This is a genomic window from Pseudomonas sp. S2_F03 (assembly GCF_054668335.1).
Window position 1 is genome coordinate 878,932 of sequence record NZ_CP162759.1, and the last position, 22,929, is coordinate 901,860.

11 protein-coding genes and 13 pseudogenes are annotated in these 22,929 nt (G+C 61.2%); 13 read left to right on the forward strand and 11 right to left on the reverse strand.

Going from position 1 to position 22,929, the window contains the following annotated elements; genetic code table 11:
• Window positions 1-68: 68 nt before the first annotated feature.
• Window positions 69-1,384, reverse strand: a pseudogene (locus tag AB4N76_RS04170) (Na+/H+ antiporter family protein).
• Between the two features lie 396 nt (window positions 1,385-1,780).
• Between AB4N76_RS04170 and AB4N76_RS04175 the strand changes: the two are divergent.
• The 3 genes from AB4N76_RS04175 (at window position 1,781) to AB4N76_RS04185 (ending at window position 3,927) form a co-directional block, all read left to right on the forward strand.
• Window positions 1,781-2,764: a cache domain-containing protein gene (locus AB4N76_RS04175; protein WP_460164188.1), complete on the forward strand. Its 984-nt coding sequence runs from the start codon at window positions 1,781-1,783 to the stop codon at window positions 2,762-2,764.
• Window positions 2,724-3,032 carry a HAMP domain-containing protein gene (locus AB4N76_RS04180; protein WP_460164189.1) on the forward strand — a complete coding sequence of 103 codons (309 nt, stop codon included), beginning with the start codon at window positions 2,724-2,726 and terminating at the stop codon, window positions 3,030-3,032. The genes AB4N76_RS04175 and AB4N76_RS04180 overlap by 41 nt, the downstream gene beginning before the upstream one ends.
• 328 nt (window positions 3,033-3,360) lie before the next feature.
• Window positions 3,361-3,927 (forward strand): methyl-accepting chemotaxis protein, encoded by a 567-nt coding sequence (locus AB4N76_RS04185; protein WP_460164672.1) that lies wholly within the window; start codon window positions 3,361-3,363, stop codon window positions 3,925-3,927.
• A 155-nt stretch (window positions 3,928-4,082) separates the two neighbouring features.
• Here AB4N76_RS04185 and AB4N76_RS04190 read toward each other — a convergent pair whose 3' ends face one another.
• The 4 genes and pseudogenes from AB4N76_RS04190 to AB4N76_RS04205 all read right to left on the reverse strand — a co-directional run bounded on the left by AB4N76_RS04190 (window position 4,083) and on the right by AB4N76_RS04205 (window position 6,679).
• Window positions 4,083-5,396 (reverse strand): sensor histidine kinase, encoded by a 1,314-nt coding sequence (locus AB4N76_RS04190; protein ID WP_460164190.1) that lies wholly within the window; start codon window positions 5,394-5,396, stop codon window positions 4,083-4,085.
• Window positions 5,393-6,061, reverse strand: coding sequence for a response regulator transcription factor (locus AB4N76_RS04195; protein WP_460164191.1), 669 nt, complete (start codon window positions 6,059-6,061; stop codon window positions 5,393-5,395). Before AB4N76_RS04195 ends, AB4N76_RS04190 begins: the two co-directional genes overlap by 4 nt.
• A 7-nt stretch (window positions 6,062-6,068) precedes the next feature.
• Window positions 6,069-6,371, reverse strand: a pseudogene (locus AB4N76_RS04200) (PepSY domain-containing protein); the annotation flags it as partial.
• Window positions 6,371-6,679 (reverse strand): PepSY domain-containing protein, encoded by a 309-nt coding sequence (locus AB4N76_RS04205; RefSeq protein ID WP_046032734.1) that lies wholly within the window; start codon window positions 6,677-6,679, stop codon window positions 6,371-6,373. The gene AB4N76_RS04205 and the pseudogene AB4N76_RS04200, both read right to left, overlap by 1 nt.
• A 270-nt stretch (window positions 6,680-6,949) precedes the next feature.
• Here AB4N76_RS04205 and AB4N76_RS04210 point away from each other — a divergent pair.
• From AB4N76_RS04210 to codA, 4 genes and pseudogenes are all read left to right on the forward strand, one after another.
• Window positions 6,950-8,031 (forward strand): annotated as a pseudogene (locus AB4N76_RS04210) (patatin-like phospholipase domain-containing protein).
• 84 nt (window positions 8,032-8,115) lie between these two features.
• Window positions 8,116-8,472, forward strand: coding sequence for a 6-carboxytetrahydropterin synthase QueD (gene queD, locus AB4N76_RS04215; protein WP_077431745.1), 357 nt, complete (start codon window positions 8,116-8,118; stop codon window positions 8,470-8,472).
• Window positions 8,473-8,689: 217 nt separating this feature from the next.
• On the forward strand, window positions 8,690-9,514 hold the full coding sequence (locus AB4N76_RS04220) for an alpha/beta fold hydrolase (RefSeq protein ID WP_460164192.1): 825 nt from the start codon (window positions 8,690-8,692) through the stop codon (window positions 9,512-9,514).
• 130 nt (window positions 9,515-9,644) lie between these two features.
• Window positions 9,645-10,890 (forward strand): annotated as a pseudogene (gene codA, locus AB4N76_RS04225) (cytosine deaminase).
• Window positions 10,891-10,992: 102 nt separating this feature from the next.
• On the opposite strand, the pseudogene AB4N76_RS04230 reads toward codA, so the two are convergent.
• A pseudogene (locus tag AB4N76_RS04230) lies at window positions 10,993-11,983 on the reverse strand (diaminopimelate epimerase).
• A gap of 166 nt (window positions 11,984-12,149) precedes the next feature.
• On the opposite strand from AB4N76_RS04230, the pseudogene AB4N76_RS04235 reads away from it, so the two are divergent.
• Window positions 12,150-13,299, forward strand: a pseudogene (locus tag AB4N76_RS04235) (MFS transporter).
• A 114-nt stretch (window positions 13,300-13,413) separates the two neighbouring features.
• On the opposite strand, the pseudogene AB4N76_RS04240 reads toward AB4N76_RS04235, so the two are convergent.
• The 5 pseudogenes from AB4N76_RS04240 to AB4N76_RS04260 form a co-directional block, all read right to left on the reverse strand.
• A pseudogene (locus AB4N76_RS04240) lies at window positions 13,414-15,837 on the reverse strand (TonB-dependent siderophore receptor); the annotation flags it as partial.
• A 107-nt stretch (window positions 15,838-15,944) separates the two neighbouring features.
• Window positions 15,945-16,917: pseudogene (locus AB4N76_RS04245) on the reverse strand (FecR family protein).
• Between the two features lie 40 nt (window positions 16,918-16,957).
• A pseudogene (locus AB4N76_RS04250) lies at window positions 16,958-17,457 on the reverse strand (sigma-70 family RNA polymerase sigma factor).
• A gap of 139 nt (window positions 17,458-17,596) precedes the next feature.
• Window positions 17,597-19,085 (reverse strand): annotated as a pseudogene (locus tag AB4N76_RS04255) (aldehyde dehydrogenase family protein).
• A 48-nt stretch (window positions 19,086-19,133) separates the two neighbouring features.
• A pseudogene (locus AB4N76_RS04260) lies at window positions 19,134-19,523 on the reverse strand (c-type cytochrome).
• A 284-nt stretch (window positions 19,524-19,807) separates the two neighbouring features.
• On the opposite strand from AB4N76_RS04260, the pseudogene AB4N76_RS04265 reads away from it, so the two are divergent.
• The 5 genes and pseudogenes from AB4N76_RS04265 to AB4N76_RS04285 form a co-directional block, all read left to right on the forward strand.
• A pseudogene (locus AB4N76_RS04265) lies at window positions 19,808-21,093 on the forward strand (alginate export family protein).
• A 207-nt stretch (window positions 21,094-21,300) separates the two neighbouring features.
• Window positions 21,301-22,317, forward strand: a complete 1,017-nt coding sequence (locus tag AB4N76_RS04270) for a PDC sensor domain-containing protein (RefSeq protein WP_460164193.1) — start codon at window positions 21,301-21,303, stop codon at window positions 22,315-22,317.
• Window positions 22,281-22,502, forward strand: coding sequence for a hypothetical protein (locus AB4N76_RS04275; protein WP_460164194.1), 222 nt, complete (start codon window positions 22,281-22,283; stop codon window positions 22,500-22,502). Before AB4N76_RS04270 ends, AB4N76_RS04275 begins: the two co-directional genes overlap by 37 nt.
• Before the next feature lie 14 nt (window positions 22,503-22,516).
• Complete coding sequence (locus AB4N76_RS04280) at window positions 22,517-22,837, forward strand: HAMP domain-containing protein (protein WP_460164195.1); 321 nt, start codon at window positions 22,517-22,519, stop codon at window positions 22,835-22,837.
• A gap of 4 nt (window positions 22,838-22,841) precedes the next feature.
• Window positions 22,842-22,928 (forward strand): annotated as a pseudogene (locus AB4N76_RS04285) (hypothetical protein); the annotation flags it as partial.
• Window position 22,929 lies beyond the last annotated feature (1 nt).

The following is a 22,929-nucleotide window of genomic DNA, read 5'->3' on the forward strand; positions in this document are numbered from 1 at the left end:
CACGGCTTGCCGGCGATGGCGATTTCAGGACGCCATCGCCGGCAAGCCTGTCCTCCAGGTGGGCCAGGTTAGAGAATCATCGCCGCCGCCCAGCCGAACGCCAGCAGCGGCAGGTTGTAGTGCAGGAAGGTCGGGACCACGGTGTCCCAGATGTGATGGTGCTGGCCGTCGATGTTCAAACCCGAGGTCGGGCCCAGGGTCGAGTCGGAGGCCGGCGAACCGGCGTCACCCAGGGCGCCGGCCGTGCCGACGATGCACACGATCGCCAACGGGCTGAAACCGAGTTGCACGCACAACGGCACGAATATCGCCGCCAGGATCGGCACGGTGGAGAACGACGAACCAATGCCCATGGTCACCAGCAACCCCACCAACAGCATCAACAGTGCGCCGATGCCTTTGCTGTGGTTGATCCACGAGGCCGAGGATTCCACCAGCGTCTGCACCTGACCGGTGGCTTTCATTACTTCGGCGAACCCGGACGCGGCGATCATGATGAAGCCGATCATCGCCATCATCTTCATGCCTTCGGTGAACAGGTCGTCGGTTTCACGCCATTTCACAATGCCCGACACCGAGAAAATCAGGAACCCGGCCAGCGCGCCGATGATCATCGAGTCCAGCAGCAACTGAATAATGAAGGCCGCCACGATGGCGACGCCCGCGACCATCAGGCTCAGCGGATTGTACTGCACCGCGACCTGTTCGACTTGCTCGATTTTCTCCAGGTCGTAGACGCGTTTCTTGCGGTAGCTGAAAAACGCCACCGCCAGGCCGAACACCATGCCCAGTGCCGGAATACCCATGGCGTGGGTGACGTTGATGCCGCTGATGTCCACGCCGCTGCGGGCGACGTTGGCCAGCAGAATCTCGTTGAGGAAGATGTTGCCGAAGCCCACCGGCAGGAACATGTACGGGGTGATCAAACCGAAGGTCATGACGCAGGCAATCAACCGGCGATCCAGTTGCAGCTTGGTCAGCACATATAAAAGCGGCGGCACCAGCAACGGGATAAACGCGATATGTATCGGCAGAATGTTTTGCGAGGCGATGGCCACCACCCACAGCAAACCGATCAGCAGCCACTGACTTGCCCCCCACCGCTGGCGTGCTGGCGATCAACCATCGCCAGGGCCTTGTCCGCCAGGGCATGGGCCATGCCGGACTTGGCAATCGCCACCGCGAACGCACCGAGCAAGGCATACGACAACGCGACTGTTGCGCCGCCACCGAGGCCACTATTAAAGGCTTTGAGCGTGGCGTCGATGCCCAGGCCGCCGGTCAAACCACCCACCAGCGCGCCGACGATCAGCGCGATGACCACGTGCACGCGCGACAGACTGAGGATCAGCATGATGCCGACCGCGGCAATTACAGCATTAATCATCGTTACCTCTGGGCAAGCGAAATGAGCTCAGCCGGCAGTCTGCGAAGAGCCGCCAGCGAAGTTAAGAATGGGTTTTATTAGAGGGCGCGCACTGTGCCGCAGCACCGGCGCCTTGTCAAAGTGAACACCGTCCCTGTAGCAGCTGCCGGAAGGCTGCGTCAGCCGATCCGCGCTCGGGCGCAGCAGTCGTGAAATCAGGCAGCGCGGTGAATCAAATGAACCGAGAGCACAGGGTTTACGGCTGCTACGCCCGAGCGCGGACCGGCCGACGCAGGCTTCGCCAGCTGCTACAAGTTTTGTTTCGTTTCTTATTTGAGCGCATGGATAAAGAAAGCCAAATCACGGCCGCTACAGTGCAAAGTCTCAGATATTTATCGAATAAAGGACGTCTCCATGTCGCTAAGACAACTTTCCATTCAATGGAAAATCACCCTGTTGGCCGGGCTCTGCCTGGCCGGCATCGTGACCCTGTTGGTGGGTCTTTCGCTGTATCGCATGGAGCACAGCTCCGAGATGGTGAAAGCCTCAAGCATGGAGATGCTCACCGAAGCCGCTCAGGCACGGATCGAATCCCAGGGTGAAAACCAGGCGCTGCTGATTCGTCAGCAGTTCATGGATGCCTATCAATATGGCCACGGCTTCTCGCGTCAGGTGTTGTTCCTGCGCGATCAGGCAGAAAAGCGTTTTCTGGACGCCTTCGACCTGCGTGAAGACCTGACTCGCCAGGTCAAGTCGGCGCTGCAAGCCAACCCGGAACTGCTCGGCCTGTCGCTGGTGTTCGAAGCCAACGCACTGGACGGCAAGGACGAACTGTTCACCGGTCAGGCGGAACTGGGCAGCAACGACAAGGGCCGTTTTGCCCTGTACTGGTCGCAACCGACACCGGGCAAGGTCACCTCCATGGCATTGCCGGAAAGTGACATGGCCGACACCAGCACCGGCCCCAGCGGCGAACCGGCCAACGCCTGGTTCACCTGCCCGCGCACCTCGCTCAAACCGTGCGTGATCGAACCGTACTTCTACGTGATCGACGGCCAGAACGTGCTGATGACCAGCATCGTTTTCCCGTTGATGGTCAACGGCAAGGTCATCGCCTCGCTGTCGGTGGACATCAACCTCAACAGCCTGCAAGCCATGAGTCAGGGCGCGAGCAAAGCTCTACGATGGCCAGACCAATGTCAGCATCCTCAGCCCGGTCGGTTTGCTCGCCGGCTACAGCGCCGACGCCAGCAAACTCAGCCAGCGCCTGGACACCGTGGACAAAGCCAATGGTGCCGAGCTGATTCGCATGCTTGCCAGCAGCAGCAAAACCGAAAGCCTGCACAACGATCATCAGTTGAAAGTGTTGTCGCCATTCCAGCCGATTCCCGGGGGTAAATCCTGGGGCGTGCTGCTGGACGTGCCGGAAAAAGTCCTGGTCGGCCGAGCCGAAGCGCTGAAAAAACAACTCGATGAAAGCAACACCTCCGGCACCCTGATTGAGCTCAGCCTCGGCGTGCTGGCCGCGTTGATTGGCCTGATGCTGGTGTGGCTGATGGCCCGCAGCGTGACCAATCCGATCCTCGGCGTGGCGCACATGCTCGAAGACATCGCCAGCGGCGAAGGTGACCCTGACCCGGCGCCTGGCCTACGACAAAAAGGATGAGTTGGGCCAGTTGGCCGGCTGGTTCAACCGTTTTCTCGACAAGCTGCAACCGATCATTGCCGAGGTAAAACGCTCGGTGCAGGACGCACGCAGCACCGCAGACCAATCATCGGCCATTGCCACCCAGACCAGCGCCGGCATGGAGCAGCAATACCGCCAGGTCGATCAGGTCGCCACCGCGTCCCACGAAATGAGCGCCACCGCCCAGGACGTTGCCCGCAGCGCTGCGCAAGCGGCACAAGCCGCCAAAGATGCGGACCAGGCGACCCGTCGCGGGTTGACCGTGATCGACCAGACCACCAGCAGCATCGACCGTCTGGCCGCCGACATGAGCGCCGCCATGGTGCAAGTCGAGGGTCTGGCGGCGAACAGCGAGAAAATCGGTTCGGTACTGGAAGTGATTCGCGCGATTGCCGAGCAGACCAACCTGCTGGCCCTCAATGCCGCCATCGAAGCTGCCCGTGCGGGTGAAGCCGGGCGCGGTTTTGCCGTGGTCGCCGATGAAGTGCGCAACCTGGCGCGACGCACGCAAGAGTCGGTCGAAGAAACCCGCCTGGTGATCGAGCAATTGCAGAGCGGCACCCAGGACGTGGTCGGTTCGATGAACAACAGCCATCGCCAGGCCCAGGGCAGTGTCGATCAAGTCAGCCAGGCGGTGACCGCGCTGCGCCAGATTGGTGATGCGGTGACGGTGATCAGCGACATGAACCTGCAGATTGCGTCGGCAGCGGAAGAGCAGAGCGCGGTGGCCGAGGAGATCAACAACAACGTGGCGACCATTCGGGACGTGACGGAATCGTTGTCGGGGCAGGCCAACGAATCGGCACGGGTGAGCCAATCGCTGAACAGCCTGGCGAATCAGCAACAGAGCTTGATGGATCAGTTCCGCGTCTGAGATCCGCCCCTCATGATCGTTCCCACGCTCTGCGTGGGAATGCCGCCTGGGACGCTCCGCGTTCCGCTGTGGGATGTGACGCAGAGCGTCACGGGATGCATTCCCACGCAGAGCGTGGGGGGGGGAACGATCAGCGTCGCGGAGCGTGGGAACGATCAGTGCCGAGGTAACTCGATCACCACTTTCAACCCGCCCCACTCGCTCTCCTCCAATCGCATCACCCCGCCCCACGTGTCGACGATGTCGCGCACAATCCCCAGCCCCAACCCGTGGCCATCCGTTTGTTCATCCAGTCGCGTGCCACGATTGAGCACCTGCTCGCGCTGGTCTTCGGGAATCCCCAGCCCGTCATCTTCGACGCTCAGTTCAAACCCTCCCGGCGTCTCGGCCACACTCAAGCGAACCTCGGCATCCGCCCATTTACAGGCGTTGTCCAGCAGGTTACCGAGCAGTTCGAGCAGGTCCTCACGATCCCGCGGCAGCTGCAAACCCGTCGGCGCGCGGTAGCTGAGCGCCAGGTGCTCGCCATGAATCATGTTCAGTGTCGCCAACAACCCCGGCAGTTCTTCATCGCAATCAAACAATGCCCCCGGCAGCGCGTCGCCAGCCAATCGGGCGCGGTTGAGTTCGCGATTTAGGCGTTGCTGCACCTGTTCCAACTGCTCCTTGAGGAGCTTGCGCAACGCTGGATGAGCGTCGAGTTTGTCGCTGGACGCCAGGCTCAACAACACCGCCAGCGGGGTTTCAGAGGCGTGACCGAGGTTGCCCAAGGCGTTGCGCGAACGCTTGAGGCTGTCTTCGGTGTGCGCGAGCAAATGGTTGATTTGCGCCACCAGCGGCTCCAACTCCACCGGCACCTGATCATCCAGTTGCGAGCGCTGGCCCTGCTGCAACTGGGCGATCTGTTCGCGGGCCTGTTCCAGGGGACGCAAGGCGCGGCGCACAGTGAAGCGTTGCAGCAGCAAAATCAGCAGCAGCCCGGCCAATCCCAGGCCAAGCCCCACCTGCTGCATGCGCTTGAAACTCTCGCGCACCGGGGTGTAGTCCTGAGCGACGCTGATGGAAATCGATTGGCCAAGGCGCCGATAGTCTGACCGCAACACGAGCAACTGCTGGCCTTCGGGCCCCAGCTGCAAGTTGCTGTGCAGGCCCGGATGTTCAAGCATGGGCAGTTCCTGATCCCACAGCGAACGGGAGCGCCAGTGGGTATCGTCGAAATCGATGCGAAAGTAGTGCCCGGAAAACGGTCGTTGGTAGGCTGGCGACAGGTGCCGCTCCTCCAGTTGCAACCCTTGCGGCCCGCGTACCAGCGCCAACAGCAGGTTTTCACTGTCATTGCGCAGCCCCGCTTCGAGGTAACGCTGCAAGCCCATTTCGAACAACCACAAACTGGTTTGAGCCAGCACCAGGCCGACAACGACCATGACGCTGATCAGGCCCAGGCTCAAGCTGCGCTGAATCGACTTCACTGAGCCGCCCCGCCGAACACGTAACCCTGACCGCGACGGGTTTCGATCACACTGCGCCCCAGCTTGCGCCGCAGGTGGTTGACGTGAACTTCCAGCACGTTGGAGTCGCGCTCGGTTTCACCGTCGTAGAGGTGTTCGGCGAGGTGGCTTTTGGAAAGGATCTGTTCGGGGTGCAGCATGAAATAGCGCAGCAGGCGAAACTCGGCGGCTGTGAGCTGAATGTCGGCACCGTCGCGAGTCACGCACTGGCGGCCTTCGTCCAGGTGCAGCCCGGCGGCCTTGAGCGTCGGTTGATTGGCCTGACCGTGGGAGCGACGCAGCAGCGCCTGGACCCGCAGGTGCAGTTCTTCAGGGTGGAACGGCTTGGTCAGGTAATCGTCGGCACCGGCCTTGAGGCCTTCAATGCGTTCGGCCCAGGACCCGCGCGCGGTGAGGATCAGCACCGGCGTCGACAAGCCGCCGGTGCGCCATTGCTCCAACACCTCAAGCCCCGGCAAACCGGGCAGGCCGAGGTCGAGAATAATCAGGTCATAGGGCTCGCTGCTGCCCTGATACACCGCATCGCGACCGTCGGCCAGCCAGTCCACGGCGTAACCCTGGCGAATGAGGCCGGCGAGTAATTCGTCGGCCAGCGGCACGTGGTCTTCCACCGGCAGCAATCGCATCGATCCAGTCTTCCTTGTCTTTGAGTAAACGCCCGGTGGTGGCGTCGATGTCCAGTTCGCGGACCACACCTTCGGCGGTCAGCAGTTCGACTTCATAAATGTAGACGTCGTGTTTTTCTTCAAGCTCGGCTTCCAGCAATTTCGAGCCGGGGTAGCGATCCAGTGCCTGCTGCAGCAGTTGCTCCAGCGGCAGAATCACACCCTGTTGACGCAGGCGCAGGGCTTCGTCCTGATCAAGGTCGCGGGCCAGGGCCACCGAACAAAACGCCAGAAGCACCAGCGCCATGCGTGAAAATGAACACACCTTCATTACGTATCCTGATGATCCTTGAGAACCTGGCCACTGACAGCGTCTAATTCCAGTTCCCACTCGATGCCCTGTGGGTCGCGCAGCTCAACCTGATAAATGTACTTGCCATACGCGTCTTCCAGTTCGGTCTGGGTGACGGTCGAACCGGGGTGTTTGGCCAGCGCCGTGGCGTTGAGCTTCTCGAAAGACACAATGGTACCAGCGTCACGCAGCCTCAGGGCTTCGTCGGGGCCCAGGTCGCGAGCGTGGGCGAGGCTGGCGGTCATGGCGATGATCGAGGCGCAGAACAGGGCAGTCTGGGTGTTCATGGGTGTCTCCGGGTTTTTATGTGTTGCAGCACCGGACACCTTAGCGAGCTGAACTTAATTGAAACTGAATGGCCATCATTGGAACAACACACCACGAAATTGCAGATCTGCACAAACCCTGTGGGAGCGAGCTTGCTCGCGATAGCGGTGTATCAGTCACCATCAGTGGTGAATTTGAGACCGCAATCGCGAGCAAGCTCGCTCCACAGTGGATGGGTGGTGTTGCCTGAACTGCTTATAATCTTGCGCTTGCCAACCATCGAGACCGGTATGACCGCTATCCACATCAAGTTCCCCTCCCTGACCCTCAAGGCCGGCCCGCGTGCCATGGCGCGTATCCGTGAAAACGGCTTGAGCGCCGCCGATGTCGGCACGCTGCCGGGTGCCGCCGGTGGCCCCAAGGCCCTGGGGATTCAAGGTCTGGACCTGGCGTTGTTTGGCGAATGGCTGCCGGCCGCGCCTCGGGGAGCGTTCGCTGATTGGCGCCTCGGTCGGTTCCTGGCGCTTCGCCAGCGCGTGCCTGCCGGATGCCGCCGAAGGCATCCGGCGCCTCGGTCACTTGTACACCGAGCAAAACTTTGCCAAGGGCGTGACCATGGCGCAGATCAGCCAGAGTTCCCGGCGCATGCTCGATGAATTGCTCGACGGCCGCGACGCCTCGATCCTGAGCAACGCCCATTACCGGCTGAACATCATGGTGGTCAAAAGCCACGGACGCCTGGCCGACGATCATCGTGGCCGGCTCGGGTTGGCGCTCGGCTCAGTGATCGCCGACAACTTGCGTGCTCGCGCGCGGCTGTCGCGGCATTTCGAACGGCTGATCATCCACGACCCGCGCCTGGCCCCGCCGGTCAATGCACTGAATGACTTCCCGTCGCGCTTTGTCGCATTGAACGCCGGCAACCTGCGCCAGGCCTTGCTCGCGTCGGGCTCGATCCCGATGGTGATGGAAGGCGTGCGCGATTTGCCAGGGGCCGGCAAGGGGACGTTCCGCGATGGCGGCTTGCTGGATTACCACCTTGATCTGCCCTACAGCGGCAACGACATCGTGCTGTACCCGCACTTCACCGACCGGGTGATTCCCGGCTGGTTCGACAAGACGTTGCCGTGGCGCCGTGCCTGCCCCGCGCGGTTGCAAGATGTTCTGCTACTGGCGCCGTCGAAGGATTATCTGGCGCGCTTGCCCTACGGCAAACTGCCAGACCGTAACGATTTCAAGAGTTTCATGGGCGACGCGCCGGGCCGGCAGAAATATTGGCGTGCCGCGATGGATGAAAGCCGTCGCCCTCGGTGATGAGTTCCTCGAACTGGCCGCCAATGGTCGCCTCGGCGAGCGCTTGCTGACCCTTTAGTCAGTGTTTTGCCCAGAGCTCTGTTAAACTCGCCACCTGCCCACATCGCCGCGGCGATCGCCACCTGACAGAGCTCAAATCACTGTGGAAATCTTCAAAGAGTTTACGTTCGAATCCGCCCACCGCCTGCCTCACGTACCGGAAGGCCACAAGTGCGGTCGCCTGCACGGTCACTCGTTCAAAGTGGCGATCCACTTGAGCGGCGACATCGACCCGCACACCGGCTGGATCCGTGACTTCTCGGAAATCAAGGCGATCTTCAAGCCACTCTACGAGCGTCTGGACCACAACTACCTGAACGACATTCCCGGTCTGGAAAACCCGACCAGTGAAGTCCTGGCCAAATTCATCTGGAATGAATTGAAGCCCCTGCTGCCGGAACTGAGCGCGATCCGTATCCACGAGACGTGCACCAGCGGCTGCATCTATCACGGCGAGTAACCCGCCCTAAAGACCGACACAAATCCCCTTGTGGGAGCGGGCTTGCTCGCGAAGGCGGTGTGACAGATAACGATAATTTTGACTGACACATCGCTTTCGCGAGCAAGCCCGCTCTCACATTGAACTGCGTTTCGTCAGTGAATGATCAAACCACCCTCAGCGGTGGTTTTTTTATGCCTATGCTTTTCGGGTTCGCCCCCGCCAAGAGGACAGGCACATGGCTGACTGGTTGCTGGACCGCCAATACCGCTTCAATGGGCACCGGATTCACTACGCCGTTCACGGCGACGGCCCACCGCTGGTGTTCTTACACGGCACCCCCTTCTCTTCTTATGTGTGGCACCGGATCGCCCCGCACTTCATCGCCACACACCGCGTGCATTACTTTGACCTGCTGGGTTATGGCCAATCCGAGAAGGTCGACGGTGACGTGTCGCTGGGCGTGCAGAACGAGTTGCTGGCGCATTTGCTCGATCACTGGGCAATCGAACGGCCAGACGTGGTGGCCCACGATTTCGGTGGCGCCACGGCCCTGCGCGCGCATCTGTTGAACGGCAAGGATTACCGCAGCCTCACGCTGATCGACCCGGTAGCGCTGTCGCCCTGGGGTTCGCCGTTCGTGCAGCATGTGCGTCAGCATGAAGCGGCGTTCAGTGGCGTACCCGATTACATTCAGCAGGCCATCGTGCCGGCCTACATTCGCGGGGCGATCAAACGCGACATGACCGATGAAGAACTCGCGCCTTACGTGCAACCGTGGCTGGGTGATCCGGGGCAAGCGGCGTTTTACCGGCAGATTGCGCAGATGGACGAACGCTATACCCGCGAGGTCGAAGGGTTGTACCCGACCATTCGATGCCCGGTGCAGATTCTGTGGGGCGAGGATGACCAGTGGATCCCCATCGAGCGAGGACGGGCCTTGCACCAGATAATTGCCGGCTCGCAATTTCACCCGATCCCCAATGCCGGGCATCTGGTGCAGGAAGATGTGCCGGAAGCGATTGTCGCCGCATTGCTGAAATTCTTGCCCCTGGCGCAATGACCCCACAATCCCCCTGTAGGAGTGAGCCGGCTCACTCCTACAAGAGCAGTGTTGTGTTTCGTCACGCGGCACTAGCAAGGATCGCCACTGCCGCGCTAATTTAGAGTCATCAACCCAAAGGACTCACCTCATGCACATCATCAACGCCCGCCTGCGCAACCAAGAAGGCCTGCATGAGTTGCACCTGGAAAACGGCCTGATCCGTACCATTGCCCGCCAGACCGAAGCCCCGACCCTGGGACCCGACGATCTGGACGCCGGCGGCAACCTGGTGGTGCCTCCCTTCGTCGAGCCGCACATTCACCTCGACGCCACCCTGACCGCCGGCGAGCCGCGCTGGAACATGAGCGGCACACTGTTCGAAGGCATCGAGTGCTGGGGCGAGCGCAAGGTCACGATCACCGAGGAAGACACCAGGACCCGCGCCACAAAAACCATCCAGACCCTCGCCGCCCACGGCATTCAGCATGTGCGCACCCACGTCGACGTCACCGACCCGCAACTCACCGCGCTCAAGGCCATGCTCGAGGTGCGCGAGCAAAGCCGTCACCTGATCGACATGCAAATCGTCGCGTTCCCGCAGGAAGGCATCGAGTCCTACCGCAATGGCCGCGAGTTGATGGAAGAAGCGATCCGCATGGGCGCCGATGTGGTCGGTGGCATTCCGCACTTCGAGTACACCCGCGATCAGGGTGTCAGCTCAGTGAAGTTCCTGATGGACCTGGCTGAACGCACCGGCTGCCTGGTGGACGTGCACTGCGACGAAACCGACGACCCGCATTCACGTTTCCTCGAAGTGCTGGCCGAAGAAGCCCGCAGTCGCGACATGGGCTCGCGGGTCACCGCCAGCCACACCACGGCGATGGGCTCTTACGACAACGCTTACTGCGCCAAGCTGTTTCGCCTGCTCGGGCATTCCGGGATCAGTTTTGTCTCCTGCCCGACCGAAAGCATTCACCTGCAAGGACGCTTCGACACCTTTCCGAAACGCCGTGGCGTGACACGGGTCAACGAGTTGCTCGAAGCGGGGATGAACGTGTGTTTCGGCCAGGACTCGATCGTTGACCCGTGGTATCCGCTGGGCAATGGCAACATCCTGCGGGTGCTCGAAGCGGGGCTGCACATCTGCCACTATGCTCGGGTATCGCAACCTGCAAAGCGCACTGGACCTGGTCACCGACAACAGCGCCAGGGCGATGAACCTCGGCGATCGTTATGGCCTGGAAGCCGGGCGGCCGGCGAACTTGCTGGTGCTGTCGGCGGACAGCGATTATGAGGTGATTCGCAGTCAGGGCCTGCCACTGTATTCGGTTCGCGGGGGCAAGTTGCTGATGAAGCGGACGATGCCCGTGGTCGAGTTCAGTGGTCTGAGCTGAAAACTGCGTCGACGTTGATGGCCTCATCGCGGGCAAGCCACGCTCCCACAGTGGAATGCATTCCAAATGTAGGAGCGTGGCTGCCTGATACTAATCTTGAATTCAACCCATCAACCGAGCCGTACCAAACAGCCTGACCCGACTCAATTCCCCTGCTGATTCTTCCAACAAAATCGGCGCCGTGCCCCCAGGCATCACAACACTCACTGCCCCCGCCGCCACCCAACCGACCGACCACGCCGCGCACGCCACCGCACTGGCACTGGTGCCCGATGACGCCGTCGGCCCTTCCCCGCGCTCAAACACCCTCGCAACCACCCGGCCTTCAGATTCAAGCATCGCCCATTGCAGGTTCACCCCCGCCGGACACGGCGCCGCCCCGGTCCGGCAAGGCATACGCAATGCGCAGCAGTCCTTGCGCCAACGGTGCTTCACGCATCTGCTCATTACTCGGCAACGCGGCAGCGTCCGCCACCAGCGTCACGCAATGAGGATTGCCGATGCGCACAAACTGGCTGCGGCTCCACACCGGTTCGAGCGCGGCCAATGGCGCCACATGGCTGACATCACACCCCTTCAACAACTCGCCTTCAATCCCCTGCGCACCCACGGCTTGCGGCCCGAACGACGGTTTGCCCAAATCCAGCCAGAACCCGTGCACGCCCTCGACCTCGGCCGGTATGACGGTCGTTTCAACCGGCGAAACCGCGTCAGCCTTGTCGTGATGAACCCGCAGCAGGCAGGCACCCTCCTTCGGCATCAAGCCTTGCTCGCTCAGTGACTGGGAAAAGATCGTCAGCCCATTGCCACTGCGTTCGGCCAGTGTGCCGTCGGTGTTGACGATCAGCGGGTCATAAGGTGGCGCCGATTGAAACGGCCCGACCAGCAAACCGTCGCTGCGATGATCTTTGCTGCCGGGCGGTTGAGTACCGGGCGCCCAGGCGCAGAACGTCTCGATGGCCGCCAGTCCCCATTTCTCACGGGTTTGCGCGGCAAGGTCGGCCTGTTCAGGTAATTCGATACCGCTTGCGCGCACGGCGTCAGGCGCCACGACGATATAAATATTGCCTCGCGCATCGTACATCCCCGCCATGTCGCCTCCTGCCTGAGCAATCAAAGTGTCGACGATATCGCGAAACAACCGCTGGCTGTGCAAGGATGATGGACCTGCCTGACCGCGAACCGCTGCGGACACTGACCGAACCCCGCGGGTCAGTCGGTGTCCTTTGGGGACGCGACGTTTTTTGCCAAGGATTGATATGACCAACCTTCACACCCAAACCCCGCTGGTTCCCGGCCGTCTGGAGCAGATGTCCACGCGCATCGCGTTCTTCATCGCCGGTCTCGGCATCGCCGCCTGGGCGCCGCTGGTGCCTTACGCCAAGGCACGGGCCGGGCTTGAAGAAGGACGCTCGGTTTGCTGCTGTTGAGCCTGGGGTCGGTTCGATTCTGGCGATGCCGATGGCCGGGTTGCTGGCCGCGCGCTTCGGTTGCCGGCGAGTGGCGACTGGGGGAACGCTGTTGATTTGTGTGGCATTGCCGCTGCTGGCGACGGTGTCGTCCATGCCGGGGTTGATCGCCGCGTTATTCATGTTCGGCGCCGGTCTCGGCACGGTGGATTCGACCGTCAACCTGCAAGCGGTGATCGTCGAGGCGAGCCAGCGGCAAGAACATGATGTCGGGGTTTCACGGGATGTTCAGCCTGGGCGGGATTGTTGGCGCGGCCGGTGTCAGTGGCCTGCTTGGCCTTGGGTTTTCACCGCTGGGCGCGATGGCCGTGGTCATTGTGGTGCTGGTACTGGCGTTGCTCAAGGCGGCTCCCCACCTGTTGCCCTATGGCAGCGAAAGCACAGGGCCTGCGTTTGCCGTGCCCCATGGCATCGTGCTGTTTATTGGCGGGATGTGCTTCATCGTGTTCCTGGCCGAAGGCGCGGCGCTCGACTGGAGTGCGGTATTTCTGGCGCAGGAACGCGGGATCGATACCGCGTATGCGGGACTTGGGTATGCGGCATTTGCACTGACCATGACGGCCGGGCGCTTGACCGGTGACCGGATTGTCCGACGCCTGGGTTCGACGCGGGTGATTGTGTTTGGCGGGCTGACAGCCGCGATGGGCCTGGCGTTGGCCACGTTCGCACCGGCCTGGGAGGCAGCGCTGGCCGGTTATGCGTTATTGGGCGCGGGGTGTTCCAACATTGTGCCGGTGCTGTACACCGCCGTCGGTAAACAAACGGTCATGCCCGAACACATTGCCGTGCCGGCCATCACTACGTTGGGCTATGCAGGCATCCTCGCCGGCCCGGCCGTGATCGGATTTATCGCCCATGGCAGCAGCTTGAGTTTGCCTTCGGCTTGATGGCATTGCTGCTGGTGGCGGTGGCGATTGGCGGGAAAGTGTTGAGAGCCTGAAACAGCAATCGCGGGCAAGCCCGCTCCCACATTTGTTTTGTGTCGTTCACAAAACCTGTAGGAGCGGGCTTGGTCGGGCGGCGTTCCGACGATGAAGTCACCTCGCTCTATCAAGAAGCCGACGCTGGCCTGCACAAAGAACGTGCGCGGCGCACCGACATACATCCCCGAGTTGTTGTCGCTGGAGCGAGTGAAGTACTGCTTGTCGAAGATGTTTTTCACCCCCGCCGCCAGTTTCAGGTTTGACAACTGCGCACCGAAGTCATACCCGCCGCGCGCGTTCCAGGTCACGTAACCCGGAATGTCGCCGAACTGGCCGTCCGCAGTCCCTTCGGTGATGTAATTGCCGTTGAAACTGCCATCGGCGTTCACGCCTGTACCCGGCGAGCGCTGCTTGGACTGGGCAAACGCATCGAGGTTGTAAGTCCAGCGATTGATGTCGTAACGCAACCCGGCGGTGGCCACCTGGCGCGAATAGAACGGCAGGTCACGGCCCTTGAAGCCCGGAATCTCACCCTCATACGTCGCGCGGGTGTAAGTGAAACCGGCGTTGGCCGTCAGGCCTTCCAGCATCGGGTTCAGCGCCGCCATGTCGTAATGCACCGACGTTTCAATGCCCTGGTGCTTGGTCGCGCCGAGGTTGGTCCAACCCACATCGTTGCTGATGTATTGCAGTTCGTCGTCGAAGTCGATGTAGAACAGCGTCACTTCGCCGCCCCACACGTCATCGTTGTAGCGCGTACCGATTTCGTAGGTCTTGGCCTTTTCCGGCTCCAGGCCATTGGCCGGGTTGTCGCCAATGCCACCCTGGCCGAGCTGGAAATATTGCAGGCTGCCGAACGACGTTTCGTAGTTGGCGAACAGCTTCCACGCTTCGGACATGTGATACATCACGCTCAGGGCCGGCAGCGGCTCGTTGCTCTCGATGCTGCGGCTTTTCGCCGGTACACGCTTGCCGGCGGTGTCGAGCACGGCGCGGTCGTGCCAGTCAGTGCTGATGTGTTCAAAGCGAATGCCTGGGGTCACGGTCCAGTTGCCGACATCAATCTTGTTGTCGACATACACCGAGTTGGCTTCGGTGCCACCGGTACGGTCCTGGAACACGTGGCCATCGGAGGTCTTGGTGATCACCGGCTGATTGTTCACCAACGCCACGCGGCTCGATTCTTCGTGCATGGCTTCCTTCAGGTAGCGATAGCCGACGCTGACTTCCTGAGTGGTCGGGCCCACATCAAACACATGGGACACCCGTGGCTCGATGCCGTACGTGTAGTAAGTGCGCGGGTACGAGCTGAGGGTTTTCTGGTCGCGGGCGGCGATGTTGCTGCCACGAAAGCTGTCGGTGTAATACGTCAGCACTTCGGCCTGGGTGCGGTCGTCGATCTGCGCGCGCCCAGCGAAAGGACACATCTTTACGACGGCCGCTGAAATTGTCGTGGTCACGGTCGGACTGGAACGGATCGGCGTCGTACTGCGCCTGGGTCAGGCCGCCGGGCATGTCGGCGCTGGCGTCGTAGTAGTGAAAAGTGAGGCTGAAATCGTCGACATCGGTGGGTGCCCAATGGGTCTTGAGGATCACGTCGTCGATGTCGTTGCCGTTGTTGCTTTCGCTGGTAACCGTTGCCGTTGACGCCGGAATACAACAGCGCCATGCCGATGCCGTTGTCCGCCGTGCCGCCGAGGAACGCGGTGTCGATGTGTTTTCCAGCCACCGTACTGGGACGTTTCCAGGGTGGTGCCGATTTCACCAGTGGCCTTTTCCGGGATGGCGCGGGTGACGAAGTTGATCACGCCACCGACGTTCTGTGGCCCGTAACGTACCGAACCGGCGCCGCGTACCACGTCGATGCTGTCGAGGTTGCCCGAGGAAATCGGCGCCATCGACAATTGCGGTTGGCCGTAGGGGGCGAACGCGGCGGGGACGCCGTCGATCAGCACCGTGGAGCGTGGTGACAGGCGCGAGGTCAGGCCGCGCACGCCGACGTTCAGGGAAATATCACTGCCGCCGGTGCCGTTGGCGTCCTGCACTTGCACGCCGGGAACGCGTTTGAGCACGTCGCCAACGTTCATCGCGCCCTGCTCGATCATCGCTTCGCGGCGCACCACCGTACGCGCGCCAGGGTGGTTCTGCACCAGGGCGGCATCGGCATTATCAAGCCAGTCGCCGACCACGTTGATGTCGGTCACGCCCAGTTCGATCGGGCCATTGGCGGCGGAAGTCGGTGCTGGCATCAGCGTGACCGAGCCTTCATCGATCTGGTATTGCAGACCGCTGCCTTGCAGCAATTGACGCAAGGCTTCTTCAGGCGAGAAGTTGCCGTCTACCGCCGGGGCTGTTTTGCCGGCCACCAGTTCCGGACTGAAAAAACCTGCAGCGAGGGTTTGCTGACCCAGTTCACTCAAGGCCTCGCCCAACGGCTGGGCCGGAATGCGGATCGCGTCAGCGGCGAATGCCTGAGGCAGCGCCGAGCTGATGGCCAGGGCAAGCGCGAGCCGCTGCCAAGGGGAATTGTTGTTTTTAGCGGTGGTTTTCTTCACGTCGAACAGTGTCCTGAGAATCGCAAGAGTGTGCGTCTGTTAATGCAAACCAGTTGCAGTTGGACAAGAAGACGATGAACTCGAAAAAAACCTGAATCGGTTTGAAATTAATTGGAAATTATTTCCTGACTGCCGTCATCGAGGGTGCGCACGGCCACCGGCAGGATGCTCGGCAAGGCCTTGAGCAGTGCATCGGTGTTGTCGGATTTGAACACGCTGGTCGAGCGCAAATTGCCCACTTTATCGTTGCCGACCGTGAGGGTTTGGCCCGGTAGCGCGACACTTCGGCAGCCACCTCGCTGAGGCTGGCGTTGTTGAACACCAGTTTGCCGCTGCGCCATGCGGTCAGTTCCTCGGGATTGATCGCATAGGCGGCTGCGACCACCCCTTGCGCATCGATGCGGGTACCGAGGCCGGCAGTGACGGTGATGAAATCAGCGCCCTGCCCCTGAACCTTGACCGTGCCCTGCTCCACCGCCACCCGGGTTTGCGTGGGGTCGCGACGTACATCGAAACGCGTACCGGTGACCGTGACCTTGCCGTTGCCAGCGTCGACCACAAACGGCCGGCTGGTGTCATGTTCGACGCTGAACATGGCCTCGCCTTCCGTCAATTCGATGGCCCGACGATTCTTTTCTAGCGCACCTGCACGCGGCTGCGGCTGTTCATGTCGATCACCGAACCGTCCGGCAAGGCCACATGACGCCGCTCGCCCAGCGCCGTGGAATATTCAGCCGTATACGCTGGCGGATGATTCAAACCGCTGAACAATCCCAGCCCCAGTGCTACCGCGACGATGCTGGCCGCCACGGCATAACGCACCAATGGCTGGCGTTTGCGGCGGGTCGATGGGGTTTCGCACAAGGCTTGCAGGCGTTTGACCGGCAGCCTATCTGCAGCCGTCCACAAGCCCTGAAGAATCTTGAATTCGTCGCAGTGTTGAGGATGTTCGCTCAGCCAGGCTTCAAAGCGTTGGACCTCTTCGTCGTCCACGGCCGGCTCCTGCAAACGCACAAACCAGCGAGCCGCCTCGTCGCGAACGATTGTTTGCCCACACGCACAATCACGAGTATCCATCATGGAAGTTCCTGTTTGGCTGGGGATGAGAATGCGCGGCCAGTCATGGGTACAGTCCGTCGAGGCGGTCGCGCAGATGCCGCAGGGTGCGGATCATATACTTTTCCACCATGTTCTTGGACAGGCCCAGGCGTTCGGCGATTTCAGCCTGGGTCAGGCCTTCGATCTTCTGCCACACGAATATTTTGCGGCAGTTGATCGGCAACTCGGTGAGCGCCCGTTCGATGGAATCAGCCAACTGAACCGCCTGCATGAAATGCTCCGGGTCGCCGGACGACGACACACTGTGATCATTCGCCTGCGACTCCATGGCGCCCCGCCGATCCTCACGCCGATAACCATCCACCGCGATGTTGCGCGCGGTCTGGTGCAAATAGGCCCGGGTTGCTCCACCACCGCCGAATCGGACTCAAGCACCCGCACAAAGGTGTCGTGGGCCAGGTCCTCGGCCTGCTGACGATTTCTCAGGCGACGGGTCCAGGTGCCAACCAACTCTTCGTAATGCTCGAAAAAGCCGTGTCTGCGGGGCAGCTTGGGGGTCATTGCGGTGTGCTGTGGGGACGGAGGTGCGAATAGTAATGCTTCCTATTAACTGGAAGCAATGGATACTACGTCGCCAACGTCGCCGCCAGTCAAGTCAAACCAACGGCCCCCATTGCAGGGGCCGTTGCCAATCACTCAATCAGTGCGCAATACACACCGACTTCAGCTCGGTATACGCCTCAATCACCGCACGACCAAACTCACGACCCATGCCCGATTGCTTGACGCCACCAAACGGCATGGCCGGGTCGAGCAGCACGTGGGCGTTGACCCGCACCGTGCGGCTTCGATGCGTGGCACCAGGTTCATGGCTTTGCCCAGGTCGTTGGTCCACAGGCTGGCGGCCAAACCGTAACGGTTGTCGTTGGCCAGCGCGATCACGGCGTCTTCGTCGTCGAACGGCATCACGCCCAGCACGGGGCCGAACACTTCTTCACGGGCCACGGCCATGCTGTGGTCGATGTCGGCCAGAATGGTGGGCTGCACATAGAAGCCCTCGCCTTCCACCAACTCCCCGCCCGAGACCACGCGCGCGCCTTCACGGCGAGCCAGTTCGATGTGCTTGAGCACGCTTTGCTGTTGCTTGCGCGACACCAGTGGGTTGATCGCGGCATTGCAGTTCATGCCCGCGCCGATCGGCATGGCCGATACCGCTGCGGCGAGCGCTTCGACAGATTGGTCGTGGATCCGAGCGGTGTACATAGAAGCGCGACGCCGCCGCGCACACCTGGCCATTGTTCAGCAGGCCACCGAGGATCGCGCCCTGCACGGCTTTTTCGATGTCGGCATCAGCGAGCACGATCATCAGGTTTTTGCCGCCCAGTTCCAGCGAGAACCGCGTCATGTTTTCCATGCACGCCACGCCGACGCTTTTGCCCACCGCAGTGGAACCGGTGAACGACACTTTGCTCACCAGCGGATGCGCGGTCAGCACGCCACCCACGCGAGCACCGCCACCGGTGACAACGTTGAACACGCCGGCCGGGATGCCCGCTTCAAGGCCAATTCGGCCAGGCGCATGGCGGTCAGCGGGGTTTCCATTGCCGGCTTGATGATCACCGTGCAACCGGTGGCCAGCGCGGGCATCAGCTTCCAGGCCGCGATCAGCAGCGGGAAGTTCCACGGCACAATCCCGACCACCACACCCACTGGCTACGCTTGGTGAACGCGGTGAACTTGGCGCCCGGTGGCAGCGGGATCGACACGTCAAAGGTCTGGCCTTCAATCTTGGTCGCCCAACCCGACATGTAGCGCATGAATTCCACGGTGGCGTTCAAGTCCAGCGCGCGGGCCATGTTGATCGACTTGCCCTGGCTCAGGGTCTCCAGCTGCGCCAGTTCTTCGGCGTGGGCCTCAACCAGTGCGGTGAAGTTCAGCAGGATGCGTTCGCGGTCCGCCGGGCGCAGTGCCGACCAGACGCCGGATTTGAACGCCTTGTGCGACGACTGCACGGCTTGCTCGACGATTTCCAGCGGCGCGTCCAGGGTTTCGCAAAGGGTTTGCCCGGTGGCCGGGTTGACCACGGCGATTTGCGGGCCGTCGGCATACACCCATTGGCCGTCAATGAAACAGCCATGGCGGCGTTCAAGGAAGGCAGCAACCTGCGGCAGAATTTCAACGTTGCTCATAATTCACCTGTCATTCAAACGTGTGGTTCAGCCTGGAAGTCCGGCTGATTAGCGTTGTTCTTTGAGATAGCAAACGACCGCCTGGCGATCATCGGCGGAGGCCAGCCCCATGTAGGGCATGTAGGTCCCGGGCACATAGGCCTGGGGTTGGGTGATCAGTTGGCTGATGGTTTCGGCTTGCCAAGTCACGTCCTTGCTGCGCATGGCCTGGGAGTAGCTGAAGCCTTCGAGCGAGCCGGATTTGCGTCCGACCACGCCCGACAGGTTCGGCCCCATCATGCCGGCCATGCCCTTGCTCACCGAGTGGCAAACCCCGCACTCATTGGCGAACACCTGGGCGCCATGGGCTGATCCGGCGCGCAGTCGGCGGCCACGACGGTTTGCGCCAGCGCCAGTGTCAGCAAACCAATGAGCGAGGCATTTGTGTGAAGTGAACATAAGAAGCGACCTTGAAAATCCGTGGGGGAAGCAGCAGCAGGGTTGAAACGGATTGTCAGCGCTGACTCACGCACAGGTTTTGCCCTGCGTGCCAGTCGTGTTGGCCGGGCTGCCAAACCACGCTTTTGGCAAGCACAGGCAACTCTTTGGCAACCACCACAAAAGGCCGAAAAAGTTCCGCGCCTTAGTATCGAAACGAGACCTCAACCCTGTGGTCATGAACAAGAATGGATGCCACACCATGCTCAGAGTCCCCCTTGCTTCGTCTCTCGACGCTCGCGCTGATGATCCAGTTGCCGACCCAGGCCTAGCGAACTCTATGCGCGATGAGCGACAGTCATTTGAACGCCACCCTGGAAGCCGTCTTCGGAGCTTTCCACAGTCAGGAAAACTACGCGCTGTCGGGTCGTCTCAGTGAAAGGTTCCTCGTCCTGGCAAGAGGGCTACATCAAGTACGGCCTGAGCTTCGACAAAGGCCTGGCCGGTTTTGGTACCGCTTATGGCGCCGGCAACATGCTCAGCTCCGGCACTCGGGGTGATGGCGATGCCGCCGGTTTCACCGACGGCTCGGAACGCACCACCAAGTTCGAAGACGCCTACCTCGGCTGGCGCTCGGGCAAGTTGTTTGAAGTGATGGGTGATGACGGCGTCGACCTGTCCTTCGGTCGCCAGAACATCGTGGTCGGCGATGGTTTCCTGATTGATGGCGACGCGCTGAACATCGGCAAAGGTCTGGCCGACGGTGAGTTCAACCGCGGCGGCGCCTACTACCTGGCCGCGCGTAAAGCCTTCGACGAAACCGCCGTGCTGCGCCTCGGTGGCAAGCAAGGCTGGCGCAGCGACCTGATGTGGTTGAAGTCGGATAACCGCGCCCAGGCCAAGACCGAAATGTACGTCGGCACCGCTTGAGCACGTGGCCGAAGCCGGCACCGTCGGCCTGACCTACATCGACACCACCGATGTCGACGAGCAATTCGCGTCCCCGTTGCAAGCTGAACGCGACGGCATGAAGACCTACAGCCTGCGCGCGACCGGCAATGCCGGGGTGAAAAACCTGTTCCTGTCCGGTGAATACGCCGAGCAGGACAAACCGCACACCGGCAACGAAGACGCCTGGTACCTGGAAGCGGGCTGGACCTTTTCCGACGCCCTCTGGACGCCGTATGTCAGCTACCGCTACAGCCGTTTTTCGGAAAATTACGACACGTTGTTCTACGGTTTCAGTCGCGGTTACGGCACCTGGTTCCCAGGGTGAAGTGGCCGGTAACTATGCCGGGCCGTTCAACAGCAACTCGCGCATCCAGAACGTTTCCATGAAGGTTTCGCCACTGGAAGAACCTCAACGTCGGCGTGATGTATTTCAACTACGACACCCTCTCCCGCAACCTCGGCAACACCGATGGCCACGAGAGTCGACCTGTACGCCGAATGGCACGTCAACGACCACCTGACGGTGATGCCGCTGGTTGGTATCTACCAGCCGGACAAGAGCGCCGAACAGGGTGGCACCCAGCTGGGCAACAACGACCAGAACGTCTACAGCCAAGTGGTGTTTGCCACTTCGTTCTAAATCTCGTAAGCCCAACACGATCCCTGTAGCAGCTGGCGAAGCCCTGCGTCCGACTGCGCAGCAGTCGCCAAGACAGACAATGCGGCATGTCAGGAAGGCCCCGCATTCAAGTTTTACGACTGCTGCGCAGCCGGACGCAGGCTTCGCCAGCTGCTACAGGGAACGGGTTGAGGCAAACATTGTTCTTCAACGGAAACGGAGTTTCCAATGCGCTCAAGATTTCTGACGATTCAGAGCAAAATCGCCCTGCTCGCCGGCCTCTGCCTGTTGTTGGTGGTGGGTTTGTTGATGGGGTTGTCGCTGTACCAAACCCATCAAAGCAGCCAGCAGGTGGCCCAGGCCAGCGGCGACATGCTCGCCAACGCGGCCAGGGAACACATGCAAGCGCTGGGCACCGTGCAGGCGATGCAGGTGCAACGCACCTTCATGCAGACTCACGAATACGGCCAAGGGTTGTCGCGGTATTTGCTCTACCTCCGGCAGCTGCAACAGCAGGGTCATCTGACCCGCTCGCAACTGCGCCAGGAGCTGAGCACCCAGCTTCATCAAGCCCTGATCGACAAGCCCGACCTGCTCGGGCTTTATGTCATTTTCGAACCCGATGCCCTCGACGGTGCCGACGCCGGTTTCACCGACCAGGCCGCCATGGGCAGCAACGAAACCGGGCGCTTCTCCCTCTACTGGGTGCAAAGCAAACCCGGCGAACTGCAAGCGGTGATCGGCGATGAATCATTGCTGGCCAACACCTCACCCGGCCCCAGCGGCGCACCGTACAACGCGTTCTACACCTGCGCCCGCGACACCCGTCAGGCCTGTGTACTCGAACCCTATTTCGATGAAGCCTCCGGCAACCGCAAACTGGTGACCAGCGTCGCGTTCCCGCTGATGGACAACGGCAAAGTCATCGCCGTGGTCGGCCTCGACATCAACCTCGCCGCCCTGCAACAGAACAGCGAAGCCAGCGCCCATCAACTGTTCGATGGTCATGGGCAAATCAGCATCGTCAGCCCGCGTGGCGTCATTTCCGCGAACAGCCAGGACGTCAGCCGCCTCGGGCAACCGTTGGACAATGCCGAGGTGATCGACGCCTTGCGTCAGGGTCAACCGAGGTCTTTGTCGATCAGCAGCAGATCAAAGTCCTCGAACCGTTGGCACCGATTGCCGGCGCCGCGCCGTGGGGCGTATTGGTGGGCGTGCCGCAAGACGTGCTGTTGGCGCCGGTGACCACGCTGCAAAAAGAACTTGATGCCCAAGGCGTGCAAAGCACCGCACTCGAAATGCTGGTGGGTGGCGGCTCCGCCCTGCTCGGTTTGCTGTTGATCTGGTACACGGCGTTTCGCATCACCCGGCCACTGCAAGTGCTGACGCGGGTCATGGAAGATATCTCCCCGAAGGCGAAGGCGACCTGACGCGGCGTCTTGAGGTGCAGTCGCGGGATGAAATCGGCCAACTGGCGACCGCGTTCAACCGCTTTGTCGAACGCATTCACCAGTCGATACGCGAGGTGTCTTTGGCAGCGATTGGCGTGAATGAAGTGGCCAAGCGTGTTCTGCTCGCCTCCAATTCGTCGATGAGCAACTTCGACGAACAATCGACCCGCACCAACAGCGTCGCCGCAGCGATCAATCAACTGGGTGCCGCCGCGCAGGAGATCGCACATAACGCGTCCGATGCTTCGCAACAGGCTTCGGCTGCACGGGAACAAGCCGAGGATGGCCGGCAAAGTGGTGGAGCGCACGATTGAACTGATGAACGAACTGTCCGGAAAAATCAGCGCCTCGTGCGTCAACATCGAAGTGCTGAACGGCAAAACCGTGAACATCGGGCAGATCCTCG

Bases quoted from the DNA above. Each gene is read 5' to 3' on its own strand.
- AB4N76_RS04185 (WP_460164672.1), top strand. From the start codon at position 3,361: ATGAGCGCCGCCATGGTGCAAGTCGAGGGTCTGGCGGCGAACAGCGAG.
- AB4N76_RS04195 (WP_460164191.1), bottom strand. From the start codon at position 6,061: ATGCGATTGCTGCCGGTGGAAGACCACGTGCCGCTGGCCGACGAATTA.
- AB4N76_RS04205 (WP_046032734.1), bottom strand. From the start codon at position 6,679: ATGAACACCCAGACTGCCCTGTTCTGCGCCTCGATCATCGCCATGACC.
- AB4N76_RS04220 (WP_460164192.1), top strand. From the start codon at position 8,690: ATGGCTGACTGGTTGCTGGACCGCCAATACCGCTTCAATGGGCACCGG.
- AB4N76_RS04175 (WP_460164188.1), top strand. From the start codon at position 1,781: ATGTCGCTAAGACAACTTTCCATTCAATGGAAAATCACCCTGTTGGCC.
- AB4N76_RS04270 (WP_460164193.1), top strand. From the start codon at position 21,301: ATGCGCTCAAGATTTCTGACGATTCAGAGCAAAATCGCCCTGCTCGCC.